We start from the raw sequence: 20,835 nt of genomic DNA on the forward strand, positions 1-20,835 counted from the left end.
AAGATAAAGCTCTCATATATTTGAGAAATTTCTTACAAGGCACGCAGCGAATTCCTTCATGACAGTTTGCCAAGAAGATATATACTCAAATACATGAGGGATGACAAGGATTGTCTGACAGGACGTCAAACAAAGGGACCAGCACAATGGATGTGCTTCGCCGCAAGGATGCGGCCTTTTTTCTTATAGGGATTTATTCTAACTATCTAAGTTCATATTGAATACCCATTGCACTTTATAATTTCCATTATTTAAGTGCGTCAGGATGTATCCTCAATTACTTTTCTGAAGCAAAAAATTTAGATTACTTGTAGCAACAAGTAATTGAGAACGCACCTGTAACTTATCACTTAACTCACTTTGGATTTAATGAGCATCAGTTGTAAAAATGATTTATGCAAATTCTTAGTGACTTATAGAGTATATATAAACATTAAACGTCAATATTCTCCGCCTCAAGTGCATTACTTTCGATAAACTCTCTTCTAGGTTCAACTTGGTCACCCATTAACGTTGTAAAGATCTCATCAGCAGCCACTGCATCTTCAATACTAACTTGAAGCATACGTCTGACTTCAGGATCCATTGTGGTTTCCCACAATTGTTCTGGGTTCATTTCCCCAAGACCTTTATAACGTTGGATGCTTTGTCCACGTTTAGCCTCATCCATTAGCCAGCCAAGTGCTTGCTCGAAAGATTCAACTTCTTGCGTCTTATCACCGCGTTTTATCACCGCACCTTCTTCAACAAGTGTCGCTAATTTTGCTCCCAAAGTAGCCAGCTCTTTATAATCTTTTGCAAAGAAAAACTCGGCATTGAGAAGAATATTCATGTCCATGCCGTGCTGAGTAATTGTTACCTGAGGTAGGTAATAATCACTGTCCTTTTGCTGAACAACGGTTACTTTATATTGATGAGTTTTGCTGCCCACTTGTTGTAAACTGAGATGAAGCTGATTTGCCCAAGCATTTATTTTTTCATGATGGGTAAAATCATCATTATGTAACGTAGGAAGATAAATCATTCTTCTTAAAACTTCGGCATTGTAACGTCTTGTATGTCGCTTAATTATTTTTTCAACACGTCTGTATTTCAGCACCAAATCTTCTAAAGCCGCTGAAGAAATAGCAGGCAGATCCTTACCGGGGAAGAAATGAGCCTCATCCAAAGCACTTTGCGTCAAGTAATCATAGAGTGCTTCATCGTCTTTAACATATTGCTCTTGTTTACCACGTTTAACCTTATATAAAGGTGGTTGAGCAATATAAATATATCCACGCTCGATAAGCTCCGGTGCTTGTCTGTAGAAAAAGGTTAACAATAAAGTACGTATGTGCGAACCGTCAACGTCAGCATCCGTCATAATAATAATGCGATGATAACGAATTTTATCTGGATCATATTCATCTGGCCCTATGCCACAACCTAGAGCAGTAATTAATGTTGCGACTTCTTGCGATGAAAGCATTTTGTCAAAACGTGCTTTTTCAACGTTAAGAATTTTACCCTTAAGCGGTAGAATGGCTTGAAATTTTCTATCACGACCTTGTTTTGCGGAGCCCCCTGCTGAGTCTCCCTCGACGATGTATAATTCTGAAAGGGCCGGATCTTTTTCCTGACAGTCCGCTAATTTTCCAGGTAAACCAGCAATATCCAGTGCCCCTTTTCGTCGCGTCATTTCACGCGCTCGTCGAGCGGCTTCTCGAGCTCTAGCAGCATCAATAATTTTGCCGACAATCGATTTTGCTATAGCGGGATTCTCTAAAAGAAAATCATTTAATTTTTCTGCCACTAATGATTCAACAACAGCCTTCACTTCGGATGAAACTAGCTTATCTTTCGTCTGTGATGAAAACTTGGGATCAGGAACTTTGACTGATAATACAGCAGTTAAACCTTCACGCGCATCATCACCTGTGGTGACGATTTTGGCCTTTTTTGCAAAGCCTTCGTTTTCAATATAAGTATTTAAGGTACGTGTAAGAGCTGCACGAAATCCAGCTAAATGCGTACCACCATCTCTTTGTGGAATATTGTTAGTAAAGCAGAAAATGGTTTCCTGAAAAGAGTCATTCCACTGCATGGAGAGTTCAACACTCATGTTATCTCTTTCGCCAGATAAAGTGAAAACTATCGGCATAATGGGTGTTTTATTACGATTTAAATGCTCTACGAAAGCTTGGATTCCACCTTCGTAACGGAATGTATCCCGCTTTTGCGTCCTTTCGTCATATAAATGAATGCAGACGCCTGAATTTAGGAAGGAAAGCTCTCTTAATCGCTTTGCCAAAATATCGTAATGAAACTCGATGTTGGTAAATGTACTTGCACTGGGTTTAAACCAAACTTGTGTGCCCGTACTTGTTGCATCTCCCGTTACAGCGAGCGGTGCATCTGGCACACCATTACGGTAATGCTGCTCATGTACTTTTCCATTACGCCGAATTGATAGATGCAATTCTTCGGAAAGTGCATTAACAACAGAAACCCCTACACCGTGTAAACCACCAGAAACTTTATAGGAATTATCATCAAATTTTCCACCGGCATGTAAAACAGTCATAATTACTTCTGCGGCAGAACGACCTTCTTCCTTATGAATATCAACAGGGATACCACGACCATCATCCTTCACACTAATCGATTCATCAGCGTGAATAGTTACATGTATTTCGTGACAGTAACCGGCCAAAGCTTCGTCAATCGAATTATCTACAACCTCAAAGACCATATGATGCAATCCAGTGCCATCGTCAGTATCACCTATATACATGCCCGGACGCTTTCTAACAGCATCCAAGCCTTTTAAAACCTTGATGTTCGACGAATCGTAACTGGCGTCAACGCTCATAAGAGTCCTCTTTGCCTATGTAGTGTATCAAATAGTATATTGTATCACTAAACGAGTCTCTTTTACATGATTAGCAGCGGTTTTAAGGTGCTCTGTGAGGGATAAAGATGTTTCACGTGAAACATCTTTATTTACTAAAGACTTCTGTTCAATGTTACATTAGACCCGGGCACTATGCTGTGGTTGCAGATCTTCTATTGGAGTTGCTGCTAAGACATTAGGACTATCAGTAGATGACGGTGCTAAATTCACCACAGCAAATATACCAGCATCCTTTGTAGAGGGTAATAAACCAAGTGGGGGCATGTTAAAGGCAGCAAAAGAAGTGTCAACAAATTTAATCAATTCCTCAGATAAATTCTGTAAAGCACATTGCTCAAACTGATGAAACAGGCTTGATGGATTAGTTTTATAATTAGAAAGATGATTTAAACCCATTCGATTATCAAAAGGCACTTCTATTGCAAGCCCGCTAAACTCACGAAATTGCAACAGATTTTTAAGTGCTGTTTCCTCAGGCAATTTATCAAGAGTTGCAATCCAATTTCCCCATGAATCAATTGCTAAGCAATTATTCCCCCATCTTGATACATCACTTAAAGTACTTTGCTCATCACGTCCCATGACAACCAACCCGTGATTATCTCCTGTGCCAATAACATCCAGTTTTATACATTCAACAAGCGGCCCTTGATTTATTCCATAAAGCTTCATGAAAGCTAAAACGATGAGCGTTGCGTGTTCTTGACAACCATTCAATTGTTGCTTAAATGATTGTAACGTACACATGACAAGTGCTTGAAAAGAGGCAATTCTATTTATTGCATTACTTGTATTTAGAGTCAGTTGTTCCATTTCCTCTACCAACTTACCCGTTTTATCTTTTTTTATAACAGCTCTAATGCGCTCTACTTCCGCGCTCTGAACTTTTGCAAGGTTATCAACAATCCTTTTCTGAATAATCGCAGCCAAAGATTTGTAGTTTGCAAAGCATTTGGCCCGGGCAGCAAGATCATCTTTTTTCATATGTTTATGAAGAAACTCAAATAAACGCCTAACGGTTGCCAAATCTATACTCACAATGAACATCCTTAAAACGAAAGAGTTCATTATACAATTTTGTTTTTTAAATTCCAGGCAAAACCTTGACATTCCCATCCTCTAGGGAAAATGAATGGCTTGTATTGTTAAAATTGTGTATTGCCTGCATAGATAACGTGGAGGTAATAAAAAACTGTCCTTCCAGCCTGCAAATTACATTTAGCAGGCGACCGATGTGTTCTTTATCCAGTTCAGAAGTTAGATCATCACATAAGTACACGCAGGGAGTAGTTACTAATTTAGCTTGTGCAATTTTTAAGGCAAACAACAATATTTTCTGCTGTCCTCTAGATAAATATTGTTTAGCATTAAAATCGCTACTTATTACATATAAATCTGCTTGATGAGCACCATAGTGAGTAAATTGACGTGTAACGTCTGCCTGATAACTTTCTTCCAAAATAGTTATCAATGATTTCCCGCTATTGCGCTTGTCCCAGCCTTTATAATAACTTAATGAACAATGAAAATTCGTTAACTCCTGCAATGTTTTTTCAAACTCGGGGCCAAGTTTTAAAAAATAGCTTTCTCGTGCCTCATGCAATTGTATAGACAAGTCAGCAAGCAAGTGATTCCAGGGACTTAAATCCCTGGGCAATGCTTTCTGCTTCAGTAACGCATTTCTTTGTTTTAGAGCGCGTTTAAAATTCTTCCATAACGCATGGTAATCTTGTTTCACGTGGAACAATCCCCAATCCATGACATTGCGTCGAACAGAAGGACCGGCATCAATAATTTGAAAAATATCTTGATAAAATACCTGACAAGGAAGAAAACGCGCCAACTCGCTACTACTATGACACGCCAAAGTATTCAAACGAACCTGTGTAGGAAGGTTTAAGGATTTTTGAATGCTAATGCTTTGTTCATCATTAGTTCGAGCAAATACTGTTAATGCATCTTCTCCCTGGCTAACAAGAGGTAAAATTTCGCGTGTACGAAAAGAATGCCCACTACCTAATAAGTAAATAGCTTCTAAAAGTGACGTTTTACCACTACCATTACTCCCAGAAATAAGATTAATTTGTGGATGAAGCTCTAAATGGGCTGACTTTATATTGCGTAAATTATGAATCTTTAATTGCGCTAGGCTCATAATTTCATGGGCATTATTATATATTGATACTGTTCATCTTGGAGGGATTCAACCAAAATACTACTATCCGTAGCAGACATGGATATACGGACTAAACCTTCACTAAAAAAATTTAATACGTCTAAAAGGTAACTGGCATTAATACCTATTTTGATTTCATTACCATCCGTATGAGCTTCCAGCGTCTCGACAGCTTCCTCTTGTTCCTGATTATTAGCTATTAAAGTAAGGGCGCCCGGTTGCATATGCAGAACCACCGCTCTAGACTTCTCATGGGCAAGTATAACGATACGGGCAAGCGCACGTTTAAGTAAATCCCTATCAAGAAGAACGAATTTATCTTGTTGTTTAGGAATAGCTTTAGCATAGGGAGGAAAACGCGCTTCAATTAGTTTTGATTGAAAAGTATATTGCTGAGTGGTTAACTTAAAATGGCCTTTACCGGCGGAAATTACAATTTGCTCATCATCAATATTTTGCAACAATCTTAACATTTCTTGCACACCTTTTTTTGGCAACAAAAAACGATGATGAGAGTTAATTACTTCACAAGCTAACTTACAAACAGCCATACGATGGCCATCGGTAGCGACAGCAGTAATGGTCTGAGCATCAAATTCCAGCAACAAGCCATTCAAAAAAACCCGAACATCATGCTGCGACATTGCAAAGTGAGTGGATTGCAATAAGTGAATCAAAGAAGATTTAGCTACAGATAATTCTATTTCGCTTAATTCATCTTCGCTAGCAGGAAAATCATCAGCTGCCAAAGTTGCTAATTTAAACTGACTTCGACCAGCACCAATTACAACCGTTCCAGCCTTCAAAGTAATCGTAGGTGCGGCGTCATCATCAAGAGAACGAATAATATCAATAAATTTTTTAGCTGGAACAGTTATTTTTCCTGCTGAATGACTTTCGCTACAATTAACACAAGCTGTAATTTCCATCTCTAGATCAGTTGCAGTTAACAATAATTTATTATTGTCTAAACAAAGCAAAATGTTAGCTAAGATAGCCAGGGATTGTTTTTTATCAACAGCTCCAGCCACCGTTAATAAGGGGGTTAGTAATTGATCTTTAGCAAGCGTTAAATCAAACATAAAATCATCCAGGCTAAGATGTTAAAGTACGCATTAAATTTTTATAATCTTCGGCAAAATCATTTTCATCCTGAATTAATTCCTTTACTTTGCGGCAAGCATGAATCACCGTGGTATGATCGCGTCCACCAAAATGATCACCAATTTCAGGCAAGCTATGATTGGTAAGCTCTTTTGCTAGAGCCATCGCCATTTGACGAGGACGGGCAATGGAGCGACTACGTCTTTTTGACAACAAATCAGCCACTTTGACCTTATAATACTCAGCAACAGTCTTTTGAATATTTTCTATTGTCACTAGCTTGTCTTGTAAAGCTAATAAATCACGCAACGCTTCATGAACAAAATCAATAGTAATAGGTTTGCCAGTAAAATGAGCATTTGCTATAACACGTCTTAGAGCACCTTCTAATTCACGAACATTCGATCGAATTCGCTTGGCTATGAAGAAGGCAACTTCATAAGGTAATTCAATATTGGACTGCTCTGCTTTACTCATTAAAATCGCAACGCGAGTTTCTAATTCAGGGGGTTCAACAGCAACCGTTAATCCCCAACCAAAACGAGATTTTAAACGCTCTTCCATGCCTTCGATTTCTTTAGGATAACGATCACTTGTCAAGATAATTTGTTGCTGTCCCTCGAGCAAGGCGTTAAACGTATGGAAAAATTCTTCTTGAGAGCGATCTTTACCAGCAAAGAATTGAATATCATCAATAAGGAGCGCATTTAAAGAACGATAAAAGCGCTTAAACTCATTAATTGAGTTTGTCTGAAGAGCCTTTACCATATCAGCCACAAAACGCTCTGAATGAAGATAAAGAACCTTAGCTTCAGGGTTATTTCTTAGAATGGTATTCCCTATAGCATGCATTAAATGCGTTTTGCCTAAACCAACCCCACCATAAATAAATAATGGATTATACGCTTCGCCGGGTCGTTCGGCGACTTGCAGTGAAGCAGCACGAGCGAGCTGGTTAGAATTTCCTTCAACGAAACTATCAAAAAGAAATTTCTTATTAAGATAACTATTTTTATAATCGGCAGTCTTCTTAGGTATTGCCTTACTAACTGGCGTTTGTACCTGGGATGGTTGCTCAATAGGCGCAACAGGAGAAACAGTTTTAGAACCAATTTCAATACTTACGGAAGCAACGGCCTCACCACCAAACTGATTTACTAATTCTTTTATTCGCGTATAAAAATTCTTTTTAACCCAATCGACGACAAATCGGTTCGGGGCGAGTAAAACTAAATTAGCATCCTGGAATTCAGCCTGTAAAGGACGCAACCATGTATTGAATTGTTGGGGAGGATATTCCTCTTTTAAAAAACCCAGACATTTCTGCCAAACATTCGCAGACACAAACACTCCTCATGTTCTATAAGGCTAAAACATAATAGAAAGAACAAGCACCACAGTAAATATTGCCATTGAATAGACCAAGGGAGCAAGAGAATATGCTCTGGAAAAATTCATCAATATTAAGTTCTGATAAGCCAGCCTAAACCAGCAAAGCAGAATAGGGCGATATAGCCTTTAGAAAGCAATGCAGATAAATAATAGTGATTATACTCAGCCTTAAATAAAAAAACAGAGTTATCCACAATTGAAGAAAGGTATTAAACCATAAAAGCAAACAAATATTAAGCAAGGAATAAATAGAGAGGAGCAAAAACAATCAATTTTTCTCATGAAAAACTTGGGATATCACTAAAAAATACCGGGGATAATTAACGCTAAAACAATTAAAAAGAACTATTCATCCAAAGATATCAGCTATTTATCGAACATGAAAACAAAGCTTATTAACAAGAAATATTTAACATAACTAATTGTTTATTAAAATTTTTTTAAAGTAAAGCACAGATTTTTCCTACTATATAATAAGAATAAGAATATATATTAAATTTTTATTTTTATTAATGTTCCATTAAAAGTAGATAAAAGGGTTTTCTGATTTAACACTTTTGGGTTTGTGGAAAAACCGTATATACAAATGAAGATAAATAGAGGATTACTTTATAAAAAGGACTAAATTTAAAAATCCATACTAAGCTATACAAGGAAACCTTCTAAGTTTATAACAAGATAAAAACAATATAACCTATTGATAAATATCGTTTTATATAAAATATCCACAGAAATTTATAAGCTAATAACAAAACACAAAATATAAATTTCAATTTTATTTTTATTGTCGACAAAACTTTAACAAGCTTGTCGTAACTCAACATGTTTGACAGTCGGTGTAAAGTTTTCTATCATTGCCAACCTTAAAAATTTAATTAACAACAGGTACATCATGAAACGCACATTCCAACCCAGTAATTTAAAGCGCAAACGCGATCATGGTTTTCGTCAACGCATGTCAACAAGGGGCGGTCGTTTGGTTTTAAAACGTCGTCGTGCTAAAGGACGCAAGCGTTTATCTGCTTAAGTGTATTGTTTTGATAAAACACGGCGATTACTAAAAAAAACTGATTATGATCACGTGTTTGCTCAAGCAAAGAAAGTGGTTACCTCGGAGTTTATAATTTTATATCGCGCAAATTCTCTGGGGTATGCCAGGCTGGGTTTAGCATTATCAAAAAAAATGATACCCAAAGCACACGATCGAAATCGCTTGAAACGTTTATTGCGCGAAACGTTCCGTGTGAAGCAATTGCCTGCTATCGACCTGGTAATTTTAGCAAGATCTGGTGTTGCAGCAGTAGAAAATAAAACAATTAATACCAAATTAGGTAAAACATGGGACAAATTAATCGCATCATACGCAACTTGATTTGCTTACCTATTATTTTGTATCAATTGTTATTGCGCCCAATCATGAACCCCTGTTGTCGCTATTACCCTAGTTGTTCCCAGTACGCCCTTTTAGCCATTAAACAGTTTGGTGTGTTAAAGGGAGGATGGTTAGCTTGTCGTCGATTACTACGCTGCCATCCCTGGGCTGCTGGTGGCTATGACCCAGTATTACCTAACGAAGAGAAGCCTTGATGGATATACGACGTGTAATTCTATACGCAGCCTTAGCGCTGGTTACTTACTCTCTGTGGATTAATTGGCAACGAGACTATCCACCACCGTCACAATTAAAAACGACCAGTAAAATTACTCCTTTTCCTGGTAAAAACGATAGTTTGCTCCCGAATATGCAAGGGGATGCTGCTGCTCAACCAAAAGAACTGACCACTAGTACTGAAGCACCAGATAAAGCAGCACAGGCAATTCAAGTCACAACTGATGTCTTAAATCTGCGCATAGATTTAGCGCAAGGGGACATTATTACCACGCAACTACTTGATTATCCTGTTAGCGTTGAAGAAAGAAATAAACCTATAACTATTTTGCAAGATCATGCAACACAACGCTATGTTGCTAATAGTAGCTTGTTTGTAACCACTGGTCAGGAAGTGAAAAATATTGATTTTAACTTTCGTAGTGAGCAACCAAAATACGAGTTGGCTCCAGATGCAAAAACTCTTACGGTGACTTTGGATGGGAAATCACCAGATGGATTAGAAGTTAAGAAACAATTTACGTTTACACGCGGTAGTTATCTGATAGACGTTAAATATTTCATTAATAACCAAGGCACAAGTGCCTGGAAAGGGTACATGAATACCCAGCTTTTACGAAGAGACCCTCAAGAGGATAAGTCCAGTATATTTCATGTCGGTTCTTATACTGGTGCCTCTTATTCTAATCCCGGCCAACATCGTTATCAAAAAGTGACATTTCCTAATATGACCAAGGCCAACCTGGAGGTAAAGGCTAAGGGTGGTTGGATTGCTATGCAGCAACACTATTTTCTGAGTGCCTGGGTGCCGAACCCTGATAGTTTGAATATGTTTTATACTCGAGTAGCAAACACAGACTATACGATTGGCGCTGTGAGTCAACCAATTATAGTTGACCCTGGTACGCAGAAAGAAATTGGTTCTAGGCTTTATGTAGGGCCGGAAATAACAAGTATCTTAAAAAATATTGCCCCCTCACTTGATTTAACAGTGGATTATGGCTGGTTATGGTTCCTTTCATCGCTATTATTCACCATTATGAAGGCTATTTATTCCGTAGTAGGAAATTGGGGTTGGTCTATTGTTTTAGTGACTGTTCTCATTAAATTGGCCTTTTATCGCTTGTCAGCAAGTAGTTATAAATCGATGGCTGGAATGCGTAAATTGCAGCCAAAGCTTCAAGCTTTGCGTGAACGCTACGGTGATGATAAGGCTAAAATAAGTCAAGCAACGATGGAGTTGTATCGCCAAGAAAAAGTAAATCCTCTTGGTGGTTGCTTACCGATTATTATTCAAATTCCAGTCTTTATTGCCTTGTACTGGGTATTGTTGGAAAGTGTTGAGTTAAGACAAGCCCCTTTTATCTTCTGGATAAAAGACTTGGCAGCAGCTGATCCCTACCATGTATTGCCTATAATCATGGGTGCTACGATGCTGGTTCAGCAACGATTAAATCCTGCGCCTCCAGATCCAATGCAGGCTAAGCTCATGATGTTTTTGCCGATACTTTTCACAGCGTTATTTTGGAATTTCCCGGCAGGCTTGGTGTTATATTGGATTGTGAACAATACCTTATCTATTTTGCAACAATGGTATATCACACGTAAGTATAGTGATGATAATTCTAAATCAACGCTTATTCCTGCAAAGTAATGCACAGTGATACTATCGTGGCCATCGCTACTCCACCAGGGAGAGGAGGAGTAGGGATTGTCCGTCTTTCAGGTCCTCTTTCTTACGCTATTGCTTTAATGTTAAACGGCAATAGGGTTTTGGCCCCACGTCTTGCCACTTATTGCGCATTTAAAAATAGCAATAATGAAATAATTGATACGGGTTTAGCTATTTTTTTTAAAGCACCACATTCATTTACCGGTGAAGATATAATCGAATTTCAGGTCCATGGCTCTCCTTTGGTTTTGGATAGCCTTCTCAGTGAATGTGTTGCTGCGGGAGCAAGACTAGCTCGTCCTGGTGAGTTTTCTGAGCGTGCTTTTCTCAACGATAAGATTGACTTAACACAGGCTGAGGCTATTGCAGATTTAATTCATGCAAGTTCACAAACAGCTGCTCGTTTGGCTGTACGCTCATTACAAGGTGATTTTTCACAAAAAATTCATGAACTCAACGAACAAATTATTCATTTACGTTTATTTGTTGAAGCAGCGATTGATTTTCCTGAAGAGGAAATTGATTTTCTAAGTGATGGAAAAGTTGCGGCTATGTTGGCTGCAATTTTAAAACAACTCACAGCTATCCGCAGTAATGCTTGTCAAGGAGCTATCTTACGAGAAGGATTGGCTATTGTTATTGCTGGTAGACCAAATGCAGGGAAATCAACACTTATCAATCGTTTAGCGGGCCGTGATGTAGCCATTGTGACTGATGTAGCTGGTACCACCCGCGATGTGATGCGCGAAAACATCTTACTTGATGATATTCCTTTGCACTTAGTAGATACTGCTGGTTTGCGTGAGAGCGACGATTTGGTTGAAAAAGAGGGGATTAAGAGAGCATGGCAGGAGGTAAGTCGTGCTGATTGTGTTTTGATGGTTATTGATGTTAACCAAAAAGAAGAAAGTAATGATTTAAGTGATGCAATTCGTAATGCACTTCCTCAAGGTGTTCCAGTTATTCAAGTCTACAACAAAATTGACTGTGCAAATTTGTCGCCCAAAAAAGAAGAACACAGTGTGTATCTTTGTGCAAAATCTGGAGAAGGGCTTGATTTGCTAAAAGGGAAAATTAAAGAAGTAGTCGGCTATCAGCCAACAGAAGGTCAGTTTTTGGCAAGAAGACGTCATTTACAAGCCTTAGATAAGGCAAAGGAATTACTATTAACAGGACAAAGACAATTGACTAGTCATCGAGCCGGTGAACTTTTAGCCGAAGATTTACGCCTTGCGCATCAATCCTTGTGTGAAATTACGGGTGAATTTACTTCAGATGATTTATTAGGAAGAATTTTTTCCAGTTTTTGTATTGGAAAGTGAGAACGCAAAGATTTACCCGTTACCAACTAAATTATCTTGAAATCCTTCTCTAAATCAGTAGGGGGTTTTTCTTTAGATGGTGATTTACCAAATTTTGTATTATGGTTGGCTCCTAAAGAAACAGTGTCTGGTGGTGTTTCCTTATCAATAAAAGTAAAACCATCTGGATCTTCATTTGCACCCTCAACTTCTATAGCCCGGGACTGTTTAGCTACTTTTTGTTGAAGCAAATCACTGACGTTACTGGTCTGAGGAATGGGCTCAAAAATATCTTCAAAATTTTCTGCACTTAACTCCTCACCAGGTTTAGGCTTTGTAATGATCGCCGAGGGATTGTTGGAAGGCGTAATGATCTTTTCTCCCCCCGCTTTTAGAGCTGTGTAAAAGGCGGTACTGGTAATTATGGTTGCCATAGCTGCAGTAATTGGCGATAGGTTAAATCCAACCAAACCCAATAATTTGACAAAAGGATAAGCTAATGGTGCTAAAAGCGGTTGTAGAGCAGGAACAGCACCCGGAATAGCCCCAAGGACAGCAGGAGCAGCAAAAAACGCCAGTATAGCTAGTCCCACAACGCTACTTAAAACTGATAGAGTACTCATGACTACTCTCAAAACAGGGTTTTTAATAGTTTGTGCTGCTTGGAAGCTGGTAATAGGCGAGGTTAGCGTTCGTAAAGCTAAATAAACTCCTTTAGATAAACCTTGTACTCCATAGGCTAATAACATCAAACCACTACGAAGATATTGTGCTAGTACATTAGTAGGTGCCCAATTGATTAAGCGGTTTTTAGCATAATTAGCAATTTCTGAAGTGGCATTAAAAAGAAATTCAATGGGTCGTCTTACTAAATTAATGATGGGGACGGTAATAAAACTTAAACTTGCAAAATAAAAGATTCTTTTAGCGAGACTGTCTTCTTTGGGCCAACCGAGAAAATAATGCTGAAATTGCAGCTCATTTCGTTGTTTATCGTTTTCCAGAGGCATAACGGTATCTAACCATGCCTTTTTGATGAAACTTGAAAAACTACTGTCTACTATTTGGGCGTATTTTTTTTCCTTGGCAAGAGGTGCTGCGCTTTCAGTTACTGGATTGACTGTTTTTTTCCATAAATTTTCAGGGTTAATTGGTTTACCTCTTTCAATTAAATCTTTACAAGCAAGAATATTGGCAACATTGTGATAACCGCAGGAAATACCGTCAAAGAAAGATTGGGTACCCAATGAATGGTAGTTAGCAGTGGTGCCCGCAAGAGGAAGTTTTGTTTTAGGGAAAGGATTTAAAGAGCGCAATAAACCTAAAATTATCGTTCCTATACCCCCTTCTCCTGAAAAAAAACGCTCCGCATTACTAGCCTTAGGATCAAAAATTTCTATGGTTTTTTTATCTGCACTGACATAAGTAGTGACAATATGCTTTTCCGTTGCCCCTTGACCATCAAGCCCAAGTAATAACTGGCAAGGTGGCAATCCTTTTGCTGCAAAAAAATTCTCTAAATGAGGAAGAAGATCGGCGAAATTGTTAGCAGCTAGTGGAGTAGTAATAATGATTAATTTATTTTCCTCATCAACATAATAGCGAAAAGGATTGCCAAGAACATGTTTTTTTACTACTGCAAAAAAATCCTTCGTTGTAACGGTAGTTAACGGTGTTAAATGTTTGGCAAACAAGTATTCCGTTTCATGATTGCCGAGAACTTCAAATCCAGGCATAGAGGTTCTTCTACCACATAATTTATCTAACTTAATTGTAATCTATCAAGATTAACAAGAGATTAATTGTTATTACTAATTGCAAAATGAAAAAAATAAATACAAAAGCTCTTGTTTGCTTGAAAAGAGAGTGGTAAGTTTACCCTTTTGTCTTTTTGCGCATTTTTTTGATGGAATAAACATGGTTGAATCGATATACCGAAAACGATATGAAGGCTTTTTAAAGGATAAGCATGCTTTCTTTGCTGCCCTGCAAGAAAAGACAGAAAATACGAGTTTAGCGAGCGAGGAATCCCACTTAGATCCTGAAACATTAAACCTTCAAAAAGTTACCTTGGTTCAAGAAATGGCTAAAGAGCATGATTATGGCTTTTTGGCTACAAATAGCCTACAAATAGAACAAGAATTTAATCAACTCTTTACTTCTCTTCAACGGCAAGGCAGTCATCGTGATGAGTTTCTTTTCTATTGCTACTATTGTTGTTTGATGTTAAAGCATTATTATGAAATCTATGACCATGAAGTTAAAGTAGCAGAATATAACGCGCTTTTAGACAAATTAAATACCTTATGTCTTAAAGGAAAACTTCCTCCAGCTGTTATCAAAAAAGAACCTTTTTTTACTGTCATACGCAAGAAAATAGCTGCTGATATGACGGATTTAATTGAAACGCCAAGAAAATTATCAAAGTTAAGGGATAGAGTAGCAATCTCTAATCTAAATCGAATTTATTGGTTCTTCTGTCGTACTACAATAAAAAACTCTCTATTACTCGCACGTGACTTGAAGTTGCTGGAAAAATTAGGGCATGTTTTAGGTAAAGAGGTGAATGTTGACGATATCATTCACATCTTGGAAACCCCCAATGGTATTTTGCGATTTCTAAGCGTTGGTTTTTTTGCGGTTCGCTTTATTATGAATGCCGCAATGCTTTTAAAGCATACGCTATTTCCCTCCGAAAAAGAGAAAACATTGAACTGGAAAAAGCGTTTTACCAATGAAATTTACAAGCGGCATGCTACTTTTTTGAATGATATGGTTTGGGGAACCGTTAACTGTTTAACCAATTATAATGAAGCATTTGGTATTTCTGCTCCTGTAGCAGGTTGGGTCGTCGCTGGATTTATGTTCTTTGATGTTTGTCTTATCTTATGGCGTCGCCATTTAGAAGAAAAAGAATACCTTACAAAACGCTCTCAGTACCGAACAGAATTACAAGAAATTAGAAGCAAATTAGCATTGCAGTTGCCGCTACAAAAAAGAGAAGAGCTTGATAAGTATTATGTTACTGTAAATGAGCAGTTAGAGCAGCTTGAATTAACCTGGAAAACAAACAATGCGACGCATTTGTTTAACGCAAGTGCTGCCTTCTTATTAATGGCAGGCTTTTCTGCTTCAATGTTAGTCGGCTCACCAGTAATGGTGCTTGGTTGTTACATGGTTTGTACCTTTGCTGTTGCTATGTATTTTTCTGATGGTGCTTACAAAGAATACAAAGCAAAAAGTTTATTGCTGGAGCACGCTCAACTCATCAATCAAGGTGAAAAAACGGCGTTAAAACAATACAGCACTGCACGAAATGACTTTATTTTTACATTGACTAAAAATGCTCTTATGCCGACTTTGCTTATCACCACGTTTGCCATTTGTTGGCAGGCCGCTTTAGTCTTAGCTTTGGCTTATGCGGGTTATGAGCTCTATCGTACCTATAGCAAACAGAATGAAGCCAATGCTCCTGTTCCTGTTGAAGAGCCTGAAAATCTGGTTCTGTCTATGTAAGTTCACATAGCTACATCTCCCCTTGCCGTGCTTTATGCGCGGTTCTATGAATTCCGCGCACAAAGCGCGGAACGTAGCAAAGGATTCCACTCCACAAAATTAAACAGCTTTAATTCATTCTTTTCGGCGAGTATGCTAGAAGAATCTATTCTTGTTTCAAGCTCACTATGAACTATGATGTTGATGCAATTGTTATCGGCGCAGGTCCTGCTGGCGCAACGACGGCTTTGCTGTTAGCTCGTGCGGGTTGGTCTGTAGCCCTTATCGAAAAAAAGAATTTTCCCCGGGTAAAAGTTTGTGGTGAATTTATTTCTGCGTCTAGCTTGCCGCTAATGAGTGAGCTTGGCATTATGGAATTTTACCAAAAAAATGCAGGTCCTCCTGTTTCGCGCGTAGGGTGGTTTGCTCAAGAAAAAATGTTGATGGCAACCATGCCCGCGGCTGATAACGCGTTGAGTAAATGGGGAAGAGCGCTTGGACGTGACCAGCTTGATACAAAATTGTTAGATGAAGCCAAGGCTTCTGGTGTGAACGTTTGGCAACCTTGGACAGCGCGTCATTTAATAGATAAAAAAAATTATTTCATCTGCTCTATAGAAAACAAGGAAAATATAGTTGATATCACAGCCCGTACAGTAATTGTGGCGCAGGGATCCTGGGAAAAACCTATTATAAGAACTCAGGATTTTCCGCATAAAAATTCTGATTTATTAGCTTTTAAAGCACATTTTAGTGCAGGTGGTTTAGATAGTGATTTGATGTCTTTGATTTCATTTGCCGGTGGTTATGGTGGTCTTGTTCACAGCAAGAATAATCAAATAACTCTCTCATGCTGCATCAGGCGTGATGTTTTGCAAAAAATAAGATTACAAAATCCTGGCCAACAAGCTGGTGATATCGTCTTAAATTATATTATGTCGACTTGTGGCGGGGCTCGAAAAGTACTGTCTTCAGCAAAACGAGAGGACGTTTGGCTTTCAGTAGGTCCGTTGCGTCCTGGAATTAGAAAATGTTATGAAAATGGCGTGTTTTATGTGGGTAACATGGCAGGAGAAGCGCATCCTATTATCGCTGAAGGAATTAGTATGGCAATGCAATCAGGTTGGTTATTGGCAACTTCATTGGGACCATCACCCGTATTGAATAGAGATGATTTAACCGCGCTTGGCTATCATTATAGCAAGCGATGGCATAGACAATTCGCCCGTCGAATTTATGCGGCGGCATGCTTTGCGCAAATAACCACTCGCCCCAAAGGAATGGCCTTTTTATTACCCGTAGTTCAACAGTTTCCTGAATTACTGACGTTTGGTGCCAGTTTAAGCGGAAAGGTAAAAAAACTTGGCATATAAATTCTTGTAAAACTATAAAACTACTCTTTCCATAAAATGATTTGCCAACGAAAAGGCCAACACCATTTGATTTGATAATTAGGAATTTGCGCTTTGGTTAGTAACTGACGCCATTCTTTACGAGTAAAACCCCGTTTTATAGAAAGCAATCCGTCATGCGTGATTAAACGATTACGAAATAACCACGGACTTATAAATGCATAAAACCAGTAAGCTAAACCATGACGGTGTAGATCGTGAATAATGACCTTTTTGCGGGCATGATCATAGACGCTCTTTAAAAAAAGAATTAACTCTTGGTCATTTAAATGATGACAAAGTAAAGTGGCAAGAATAATATCAAAGTCATTTTCCAATGTATCCAGGTTTTGTATTTGAAACGACAGGTGATGGGCCAGGGATTTTTTTTGCCATTCTTCTAAGGATTTTTGCGCCTCACTAATTGCTTCCTTGTTAAGATCAATCCCATGCATCTGCATATTAGGAAAATAATGGCTTAAATTTAATAAAAATAAACCATTACCACAACCAATATCGAGCAAAGTTGTATTTTGAGGATAATAGCTAAGTAACTTCTTTGTACTGCGGAAAATACCTAGCCATTTGTTAATTTGAAATAGCTTTTTTAGGCAATCTTTATACTCTTCCATGTCATAAAAATCAGGGCCAAGATCAATAAGTTCTTTTGCTTGAGAGCGTTTGGTCATGTTAATTCCAGGATAAATTACCTAACAATAATCTCTCCTCGCATCCCAAATCCAAATAACGTGTGGTGAGTACAAATGTATTTGTATCTGCCAGGCTTACTAAAAGTGTAACTAAAGCTTGAGCCTGGTGCTATATCGCCAGAAAGAAATCCAGCGTTTCTACTTTTTACATTGTGCTCATCTCGCCCTTTATTGACCCAGATAACTTTATCACCTCTGTTGATGGTAAGTACTTTTGGTGAGAAATAGTCATCTTTCATGATAACTGTTTTTGACGCAGCATTTGCCGTCGTGATGCAAACGAAAGTTAATAGCAAAACGGTCAATATGGATAAGAATGAATAACGATAACATGCTTGTTTAGTCATAAAACCTCCCTGTTTTATCTTTAGTATTTAATTTTCAGGATACATCGCATCGATAGCGGCAATGTCCTTATCGCTGAGATGCTCTCGTTGACCAATTTCTATTTCGTCTGATAAAGGAATTATGGTTTTTTTACCATTTTTTGAAAAAGCATAGGGTCCATAATGCATGATGGATTGATAATCGTACTCGCCGAAATCATTACCATCAGTTAGGTGTTGATTAAAATTATATTTGTGTTCTTCTTCAATATTTTCCCAATCAATACGGATAAAATTTGCTCTATCAGCTCGTGATTGTTCATGCCATAAACCTAAGGCATGCCCAATTTCATGAACGGTATTCATTGCAGTACAGCGAGGGGATAAATTAATTTCCTGACGACCACCCTGTTTCCCAACGAACGAAGAACAAGTGGTTCCAGGTGCTGGAATAAAATACACATAATCCCGATATTGATTACGATTCTCACTCGTTAGCTCGACAAATTTAATATGCGTTTTTTCTTGCCAATGTGCGATAGCTTGCATTATCGCAAGTTTATTTTTGAAAGGAAGATTTTCTGATATTTCAAAAGGCATCACGCCATTAGGCCAGCGGCTACCACCCATCATTAAAGTAATAATCGCCCCTTTACGTGATAAATCTGTCATTCTTGCTAAAATAATATCGCCTTCACTAACCGCAAAACCATTGTTTTCCTCATAAACAACAGGGCGGGGCCCTAAGCGAGGATCATTAATCATCACTTTTCCCAGCGTTGCTCCCATACTATTTGCAAATAATAAGGTCAAAAAAGAAAAACAAAGGGTTTTATACATGGTCTATCCTTTTGATAAACGGTTCAAAACTATTCTATCTGAATAAAATTTTTTTTTAAAAGGGGCAGAAAATTTATTTTTACTAGTCGTGGATGGTGGGCAAATAAAACTAACACTTTTAAACAAGTATTTTGTATCATAAAAATTAAAAAGGATAGTGAATTCCATCGAAGTCAGGAGACCCGGATGAAAGCGTCAAATCCCTACCAACAAACTAGAGAACAATTTTCTGCATGGCAAAATGCACTTAAAAAGAACATTTTATTACAAGATTCCTGTTTAATGCATACCTATCAAAGCTATTTTTCTGCAGAACCAGAGTTTCTACTTCATTTACGTGATTTTTCGGAGCAGGTAGCCTTGCATTTAGAGCCCGTAGTCATGGAAAACAATCTCGATGCTAATCTACCAAAAGTAGAACAATATGACGCAATAGGGCAACGCCATGACCTTGTTACTCACCATCCTTCCTATGTTAAGGCAGGTGACATTATTTACGGTTCGGGTTTGATGGATTATCTACTTAAACCAGGGCAAATGCGTAAAACATTAAGCTTGTTTTTGCTTTCTTCTCATGCTGGTGAAGCCGGTCATAATTGTCCAATTGCTTGTTCGGCAGGAGTTATTCGTATTTTAAGTCATTATTCACAACTCAAAGAAACAACGTTTTATCTAAAAAAATTGACGGAGCCTTCTTTTAGCAACAACTACACTGGTGCGCAGTTTTTAACTGAAATACAAGGTGGCTCTGATGTGGGAGCTAATGCTACCTTTGCCTATCAAGATGAATATCAGCAGTGGCGAATTGTTGGTGAAAAATGGTTCTGTTCAAATGCCAATGCCGATTTGATCTTATTAACAGCTCGTTACGATAAGCAAATTCCCGGAACAAAAGGTTTGGGTTTATTCTTAGTGCCAAGCCATTTAGCCGATGGTCAACAAAATAGTTATAGATTACGACGCCTAAAACAAAAAATTGGTACACGCTCCATGGCGACTGGAGAAATTGATTTTGACGGTGCTCTTGCTTATCCAATGGGTGAGCTTGGAGATGGAATTCATCTCGTCATGGAAAATGTGTTGCATCTGTCACGAGTATTTAATGCTTTTTCTGTACTTGGAATGGCAAGACGGGCTCAGCAAATTGCCTATTATTATGCTCGTCATCGCCAGGCATTCCAGCATGCTATTTTTGATTACCCGTTGGTAAAAGAAACGTTAGCGCATATTAAAGCAGAAAATACAGCAATGCTCGCCAGCATTTTTAACATGGTTTATCGTCAGGATGAATTAGATAGGCAGCCACCAGCAGAGCAAACAAAGGAAGAACAGCTTTTATTACGCACTTTGGCAAATTTAAATAAATACTTCACCGCCAAACGCAGTGTGGAAAATATCCATCACTGTCTGGATATTCTTGCTGGAAATGGAACGATAGAAAGTTTTTCCTCCTTACCACGTCTGCTGCGAGATTGTATTGTTTGCGAGAACTGGGAGGGTACTCATTTCACATTATGGATGCAGACTTTACGAGATATGCACAAATTTAAGGTGGATGAAATTTTTATTAGTTATTTATGGCAATTATATAAAGGCATTCCCGAAACCAGTCATTATAAAACTATTTTAAAAAATAGCCTTGAAATCTTGACTGAAAAAATTAAAACCTTGAAAACGCTGACGATGGATGAGCAAAGCTTGCAGATTCAAGAAGTTATTGAGCATATGGCTTGTTTAAATGCAGCACTAACCTTGGCTCTTGAAATTAAAATGGCTAATCCACCTGAAGCAAAAAAAGCTTCTTTGAGCTTATTTATACAGAAATACCTGGAAAATAAGCCCTCCCGTGATGAAAATTATCTCGCCTTGTTAAATGCTGTTTTGAGGTAAGAAAGTATTTTGAATTAAAGTAGCAGGTTGCATTTG

The 20,835-nt window shown here is 38.2% G+C and carries 17 protein-coding genes; 8 read left to right on the forward strand and 9 right to left on the reverse strand.

Annotation, left to right across the window (positions count from 1 at the left end; translation table 11 throughout):
* Window positions 1–433: 433 nt before the first annotated feature.
* The 5 genes from gyrB to dnaA form a co-directional block, all read right to left on the reverse strand.
* A complete protein-coding gene (gene gyrB, locus PXX05_RS13595) occupies window positions 434–2,851 on the reverse strand; it encodes a DNA topoisomerase (ATP-hydrolyzing) subunit B (protein WP_275088733.1) in 2,418 nt (805 codons plus the stop codon).
* 159 nt (window positions 2,852–3,010) lie between these two features.
* The gene (locus PXX05_RS13600) at window positions 3,011–3,931 is read right to left on the reverse strand and encodes a hypothetical protein (protein WP_275088734.1); all 921 of its coding nucleotides are present in this window, start codon (window positions 3,929–3,931) and stop codon (window positions 3,011–3,013) included.
* Window positions 3,932–3,977: 46 nt separating this feature from the next.
* Window positions 3,978–5,048 (reverse strand): DNA replication/repair protein RecF, encoded by a 1,071-nt coding sequence (recF, locus tag PXX05_RS13605; protein ID WP_275088735.1) that lies wholly within the window; start codon window positions 5,046–5,048, stop codon window positions 3,978–3,980.
* On the reverse strand, window positions 5,045–6,151 hold the full coding sequence (dnaN, locus tag PXX05_RS13610) for a DNA polymerase III subunit beta (RefSeq protein ID WP_275088736.1): 1,107 nt from the start codon (window positions 6,149–6,151) through the stop codon (window positions 5,045–5,047). The genes recF and dnaN overlap by 4 nt, the downstream gene beginning before the upstream one ends.
* A 13-nt stretch (window positions 6,152–6,164) precedes the next feature.
* Window positions 6,165–7,517 carry a chromosomal replication initiator protein DnaA gene (dnaA, locus tag PXX05_RS13615; protein ID WP_420844592.1) on the reverse strand — a complete coding sequence of 451 codons (1,353 nt, stop codon included), beginning with the start codon at window positions 7,515–7,517 and terminating at the stop codon, window positions 6,165–6,167.
* A 940-nt stretch (window positions 7,518–8,457) separates the two neighbouring features.
* Here dnaA and rpmH point away from each other — a divergent pair.
* From rpmH to mnmE, 5 genes are read left to right on the forward strand one after another with little or no spacing between them, the layout of a single operon-like run.
* Window positions 8,458–8,592 (forward strand): 50S ribosomal protein L34, encoded by a 135-nt coding sequence (gene rpmH, locus PXX05_RS13620; protein ID WP_028372496.1) that lies wholly within the window; start codon window positions 8,458–8,460, stop codon window positions 8,590–8,592.
* Between the two features lie 54 nt (window positions 8,593–8,646).
* Window positions 8,647–8,937, forward strand: coding sequence for a ribonuclease P protein component (gene rnpA, locus PXX05_RS13625; protein WP_275088738.1), 291 nt, complete (start codon window positions 8,647–8,649; stop codon window positions 8,935–8,937).
* 44 nt (window positions 8,938–8,981) lie between these two features.
* Complete coding sequence (gene yidD / locus PXX05_RS13630) at window positions 8,982–9,152, forward strand: membrane protein insertion efficiency factor YidD (protein ID WP_476737577.1); 171 nt, start codon at window positions 8,982–8,984, stop codon at window positions 9,150–9,152.
* A complete protein-coding gene (gene yidC / locus PXX05_RS13635; protein ID WP_275088740.1) occupies window positions 9,152–10,828 on the forward strand; it encodes a membrane protein insertase YidC in 1,677 nt (558 codons plus the stop codon). The genes yidD and yidC overlap by 1 nt, the downstream gene beginning before the upstream one ends.
* Window positions 10,828–12,168, forward strand: a complete 1,341-nt coding sequence (gene mnmE / locus PXX05_RS13640; RefSeq protein ID WP_275088741.1) for a tRNA uridine-5-carboxymethylaminomethyl(34) synthesis GTPase MnmE — start codon at window positions 10,828–10,830, stop codon at window positions 12,166–12,168. Before yidC ends, mnmE begins: the two co-directional genes overlap by 1 nt.
* A gap of 26 nt (window positions 12,169–12,194) precedes the next feature.
* On the opposite strand, the gene PXX05_RS13645 is transcribed toward mnmE, so the two are convergent.
* Window positions 12,195–13,883 carry a hypothetical protein gene (locus PXX05_RS13645; protein ID WP_275088742.1) on the reverse strand — a complete coding sequence of 563 codons (1,689 nt, stop codon included), beginning with the start codon at window positions 13,881–13,883 and terminating at the stop codon, window positions 12,195–12,197.
* Window positions 13,884–14,064: 181 nt separating this feature from the next.
* On the opposite strand from PXX05_RS13645, the gene PXX05_RS13650 reads away from it, so the two are divergent.
* Both PXX05_RS13650 and PXX05_RS13655 read left to right on the forward strand, forming a co-directional pair.
* Complete coding sequence (locus PXX05_RS13650; protein ID WP_275088743.1) at window positions 14,065–15,663, forward strand: hypothetical protein; 1,599 nt, start codon at window positions 14,065–14,067, stop codon at window positions 15,661–15,663.
* A 167-nt stretch (window positions 15,664–15,830) separates the two neighbouring features.
* The gene (locus PXX05_RS13655; RefSeq protein WP_275088744.1) at window positions 15,831–17,015 is read left to right on the forward strand and encodes an NAD(P)/FAD-dependent oxidoreductase; all 1,185 of its coding nucleotides are present in this window, start codon (window positions 15,831–15,833) and stop codon (window positions 17,013–17,015) included.
* Window positions 17,016–17,035: 20 nt separating this feature from the next.
* On the opposite strand, the gene PXX05_RS13660 is transcribed toward PXX05_RS13655, so the two are convergent.
* Genes PXX05_RS13660 through legP form a run of 3 tightly spaced genes read right to left on the reverse strand, consistent with a single transcriptional unit; the run spans window position 17,036 to window position 18,909 of the window.
* Window positions 17,036–17,722, reverse strand: a complete 687-nt coding sequence (locus PXX05_RS13660; protein WP_275088745.1) for a methyltransferase domain-containing protein — start codon at window positions 17,720–17,722, stop codon at window positions 17,036–17,038.
* Between the two features lie 17 nt (window positions 17,723–17,739).
* Window positions 17,740–18,090, reverse strand: coding sequence for a cupredoxin domain-containing protein (locus PXX05_RS13665; RefSeq protein ID WP_275088746.1), 351 nt, complete (start codon window positions 18,088–18,090; stop codon window positions 17,740–17,742).
* Between the two features lie 27 nt (window positions 18,091–18,117).
* Complete coding sequence (gene legP / locus PXX05_RS13670; protein ID WP_275088747.1) at window positions 18,118–18,909, reverse strand: Dot/Icm T4SS effector Zinc-dependent metalloprotease LegP; 792 nt, start codon at window positions 18,907–18,909, stop codon at window positions 18,118–18,120.
* Window positions 18,910–19,095: 186 nt separating this feature from the next.
* Between legP and PXX05_RS13675 the strand changes: the two genes are divergently transcribed.
* The gene (locus PXX05_RS13675; RefSeq protein ID WP_275088748.1) at window positions 19,096–20,799 is read left to right on the forward strand and encodes an acyl-CoA dehydrogenase family protein; all 1,704 of its coding nucleotides are present in this window, start codon (window positions 19,096–19,098) and stop codon (window positions 20,797–20,799) included.
* Window positions 20,800–20,835: the final 36 nt, after the last annotated feature.

The sequence above is a fragment of the Legionella cardiaca genome, from assembly GCF_029026145.1.
In the GTDB taxonomy this organism is placed as follows: domain Bacteria; phylum Pseudomonadota; class Gammaproteobacteria; order Legionellales; family Legionellaceae; genus Tatlockia; species Tatlockia cardiaca.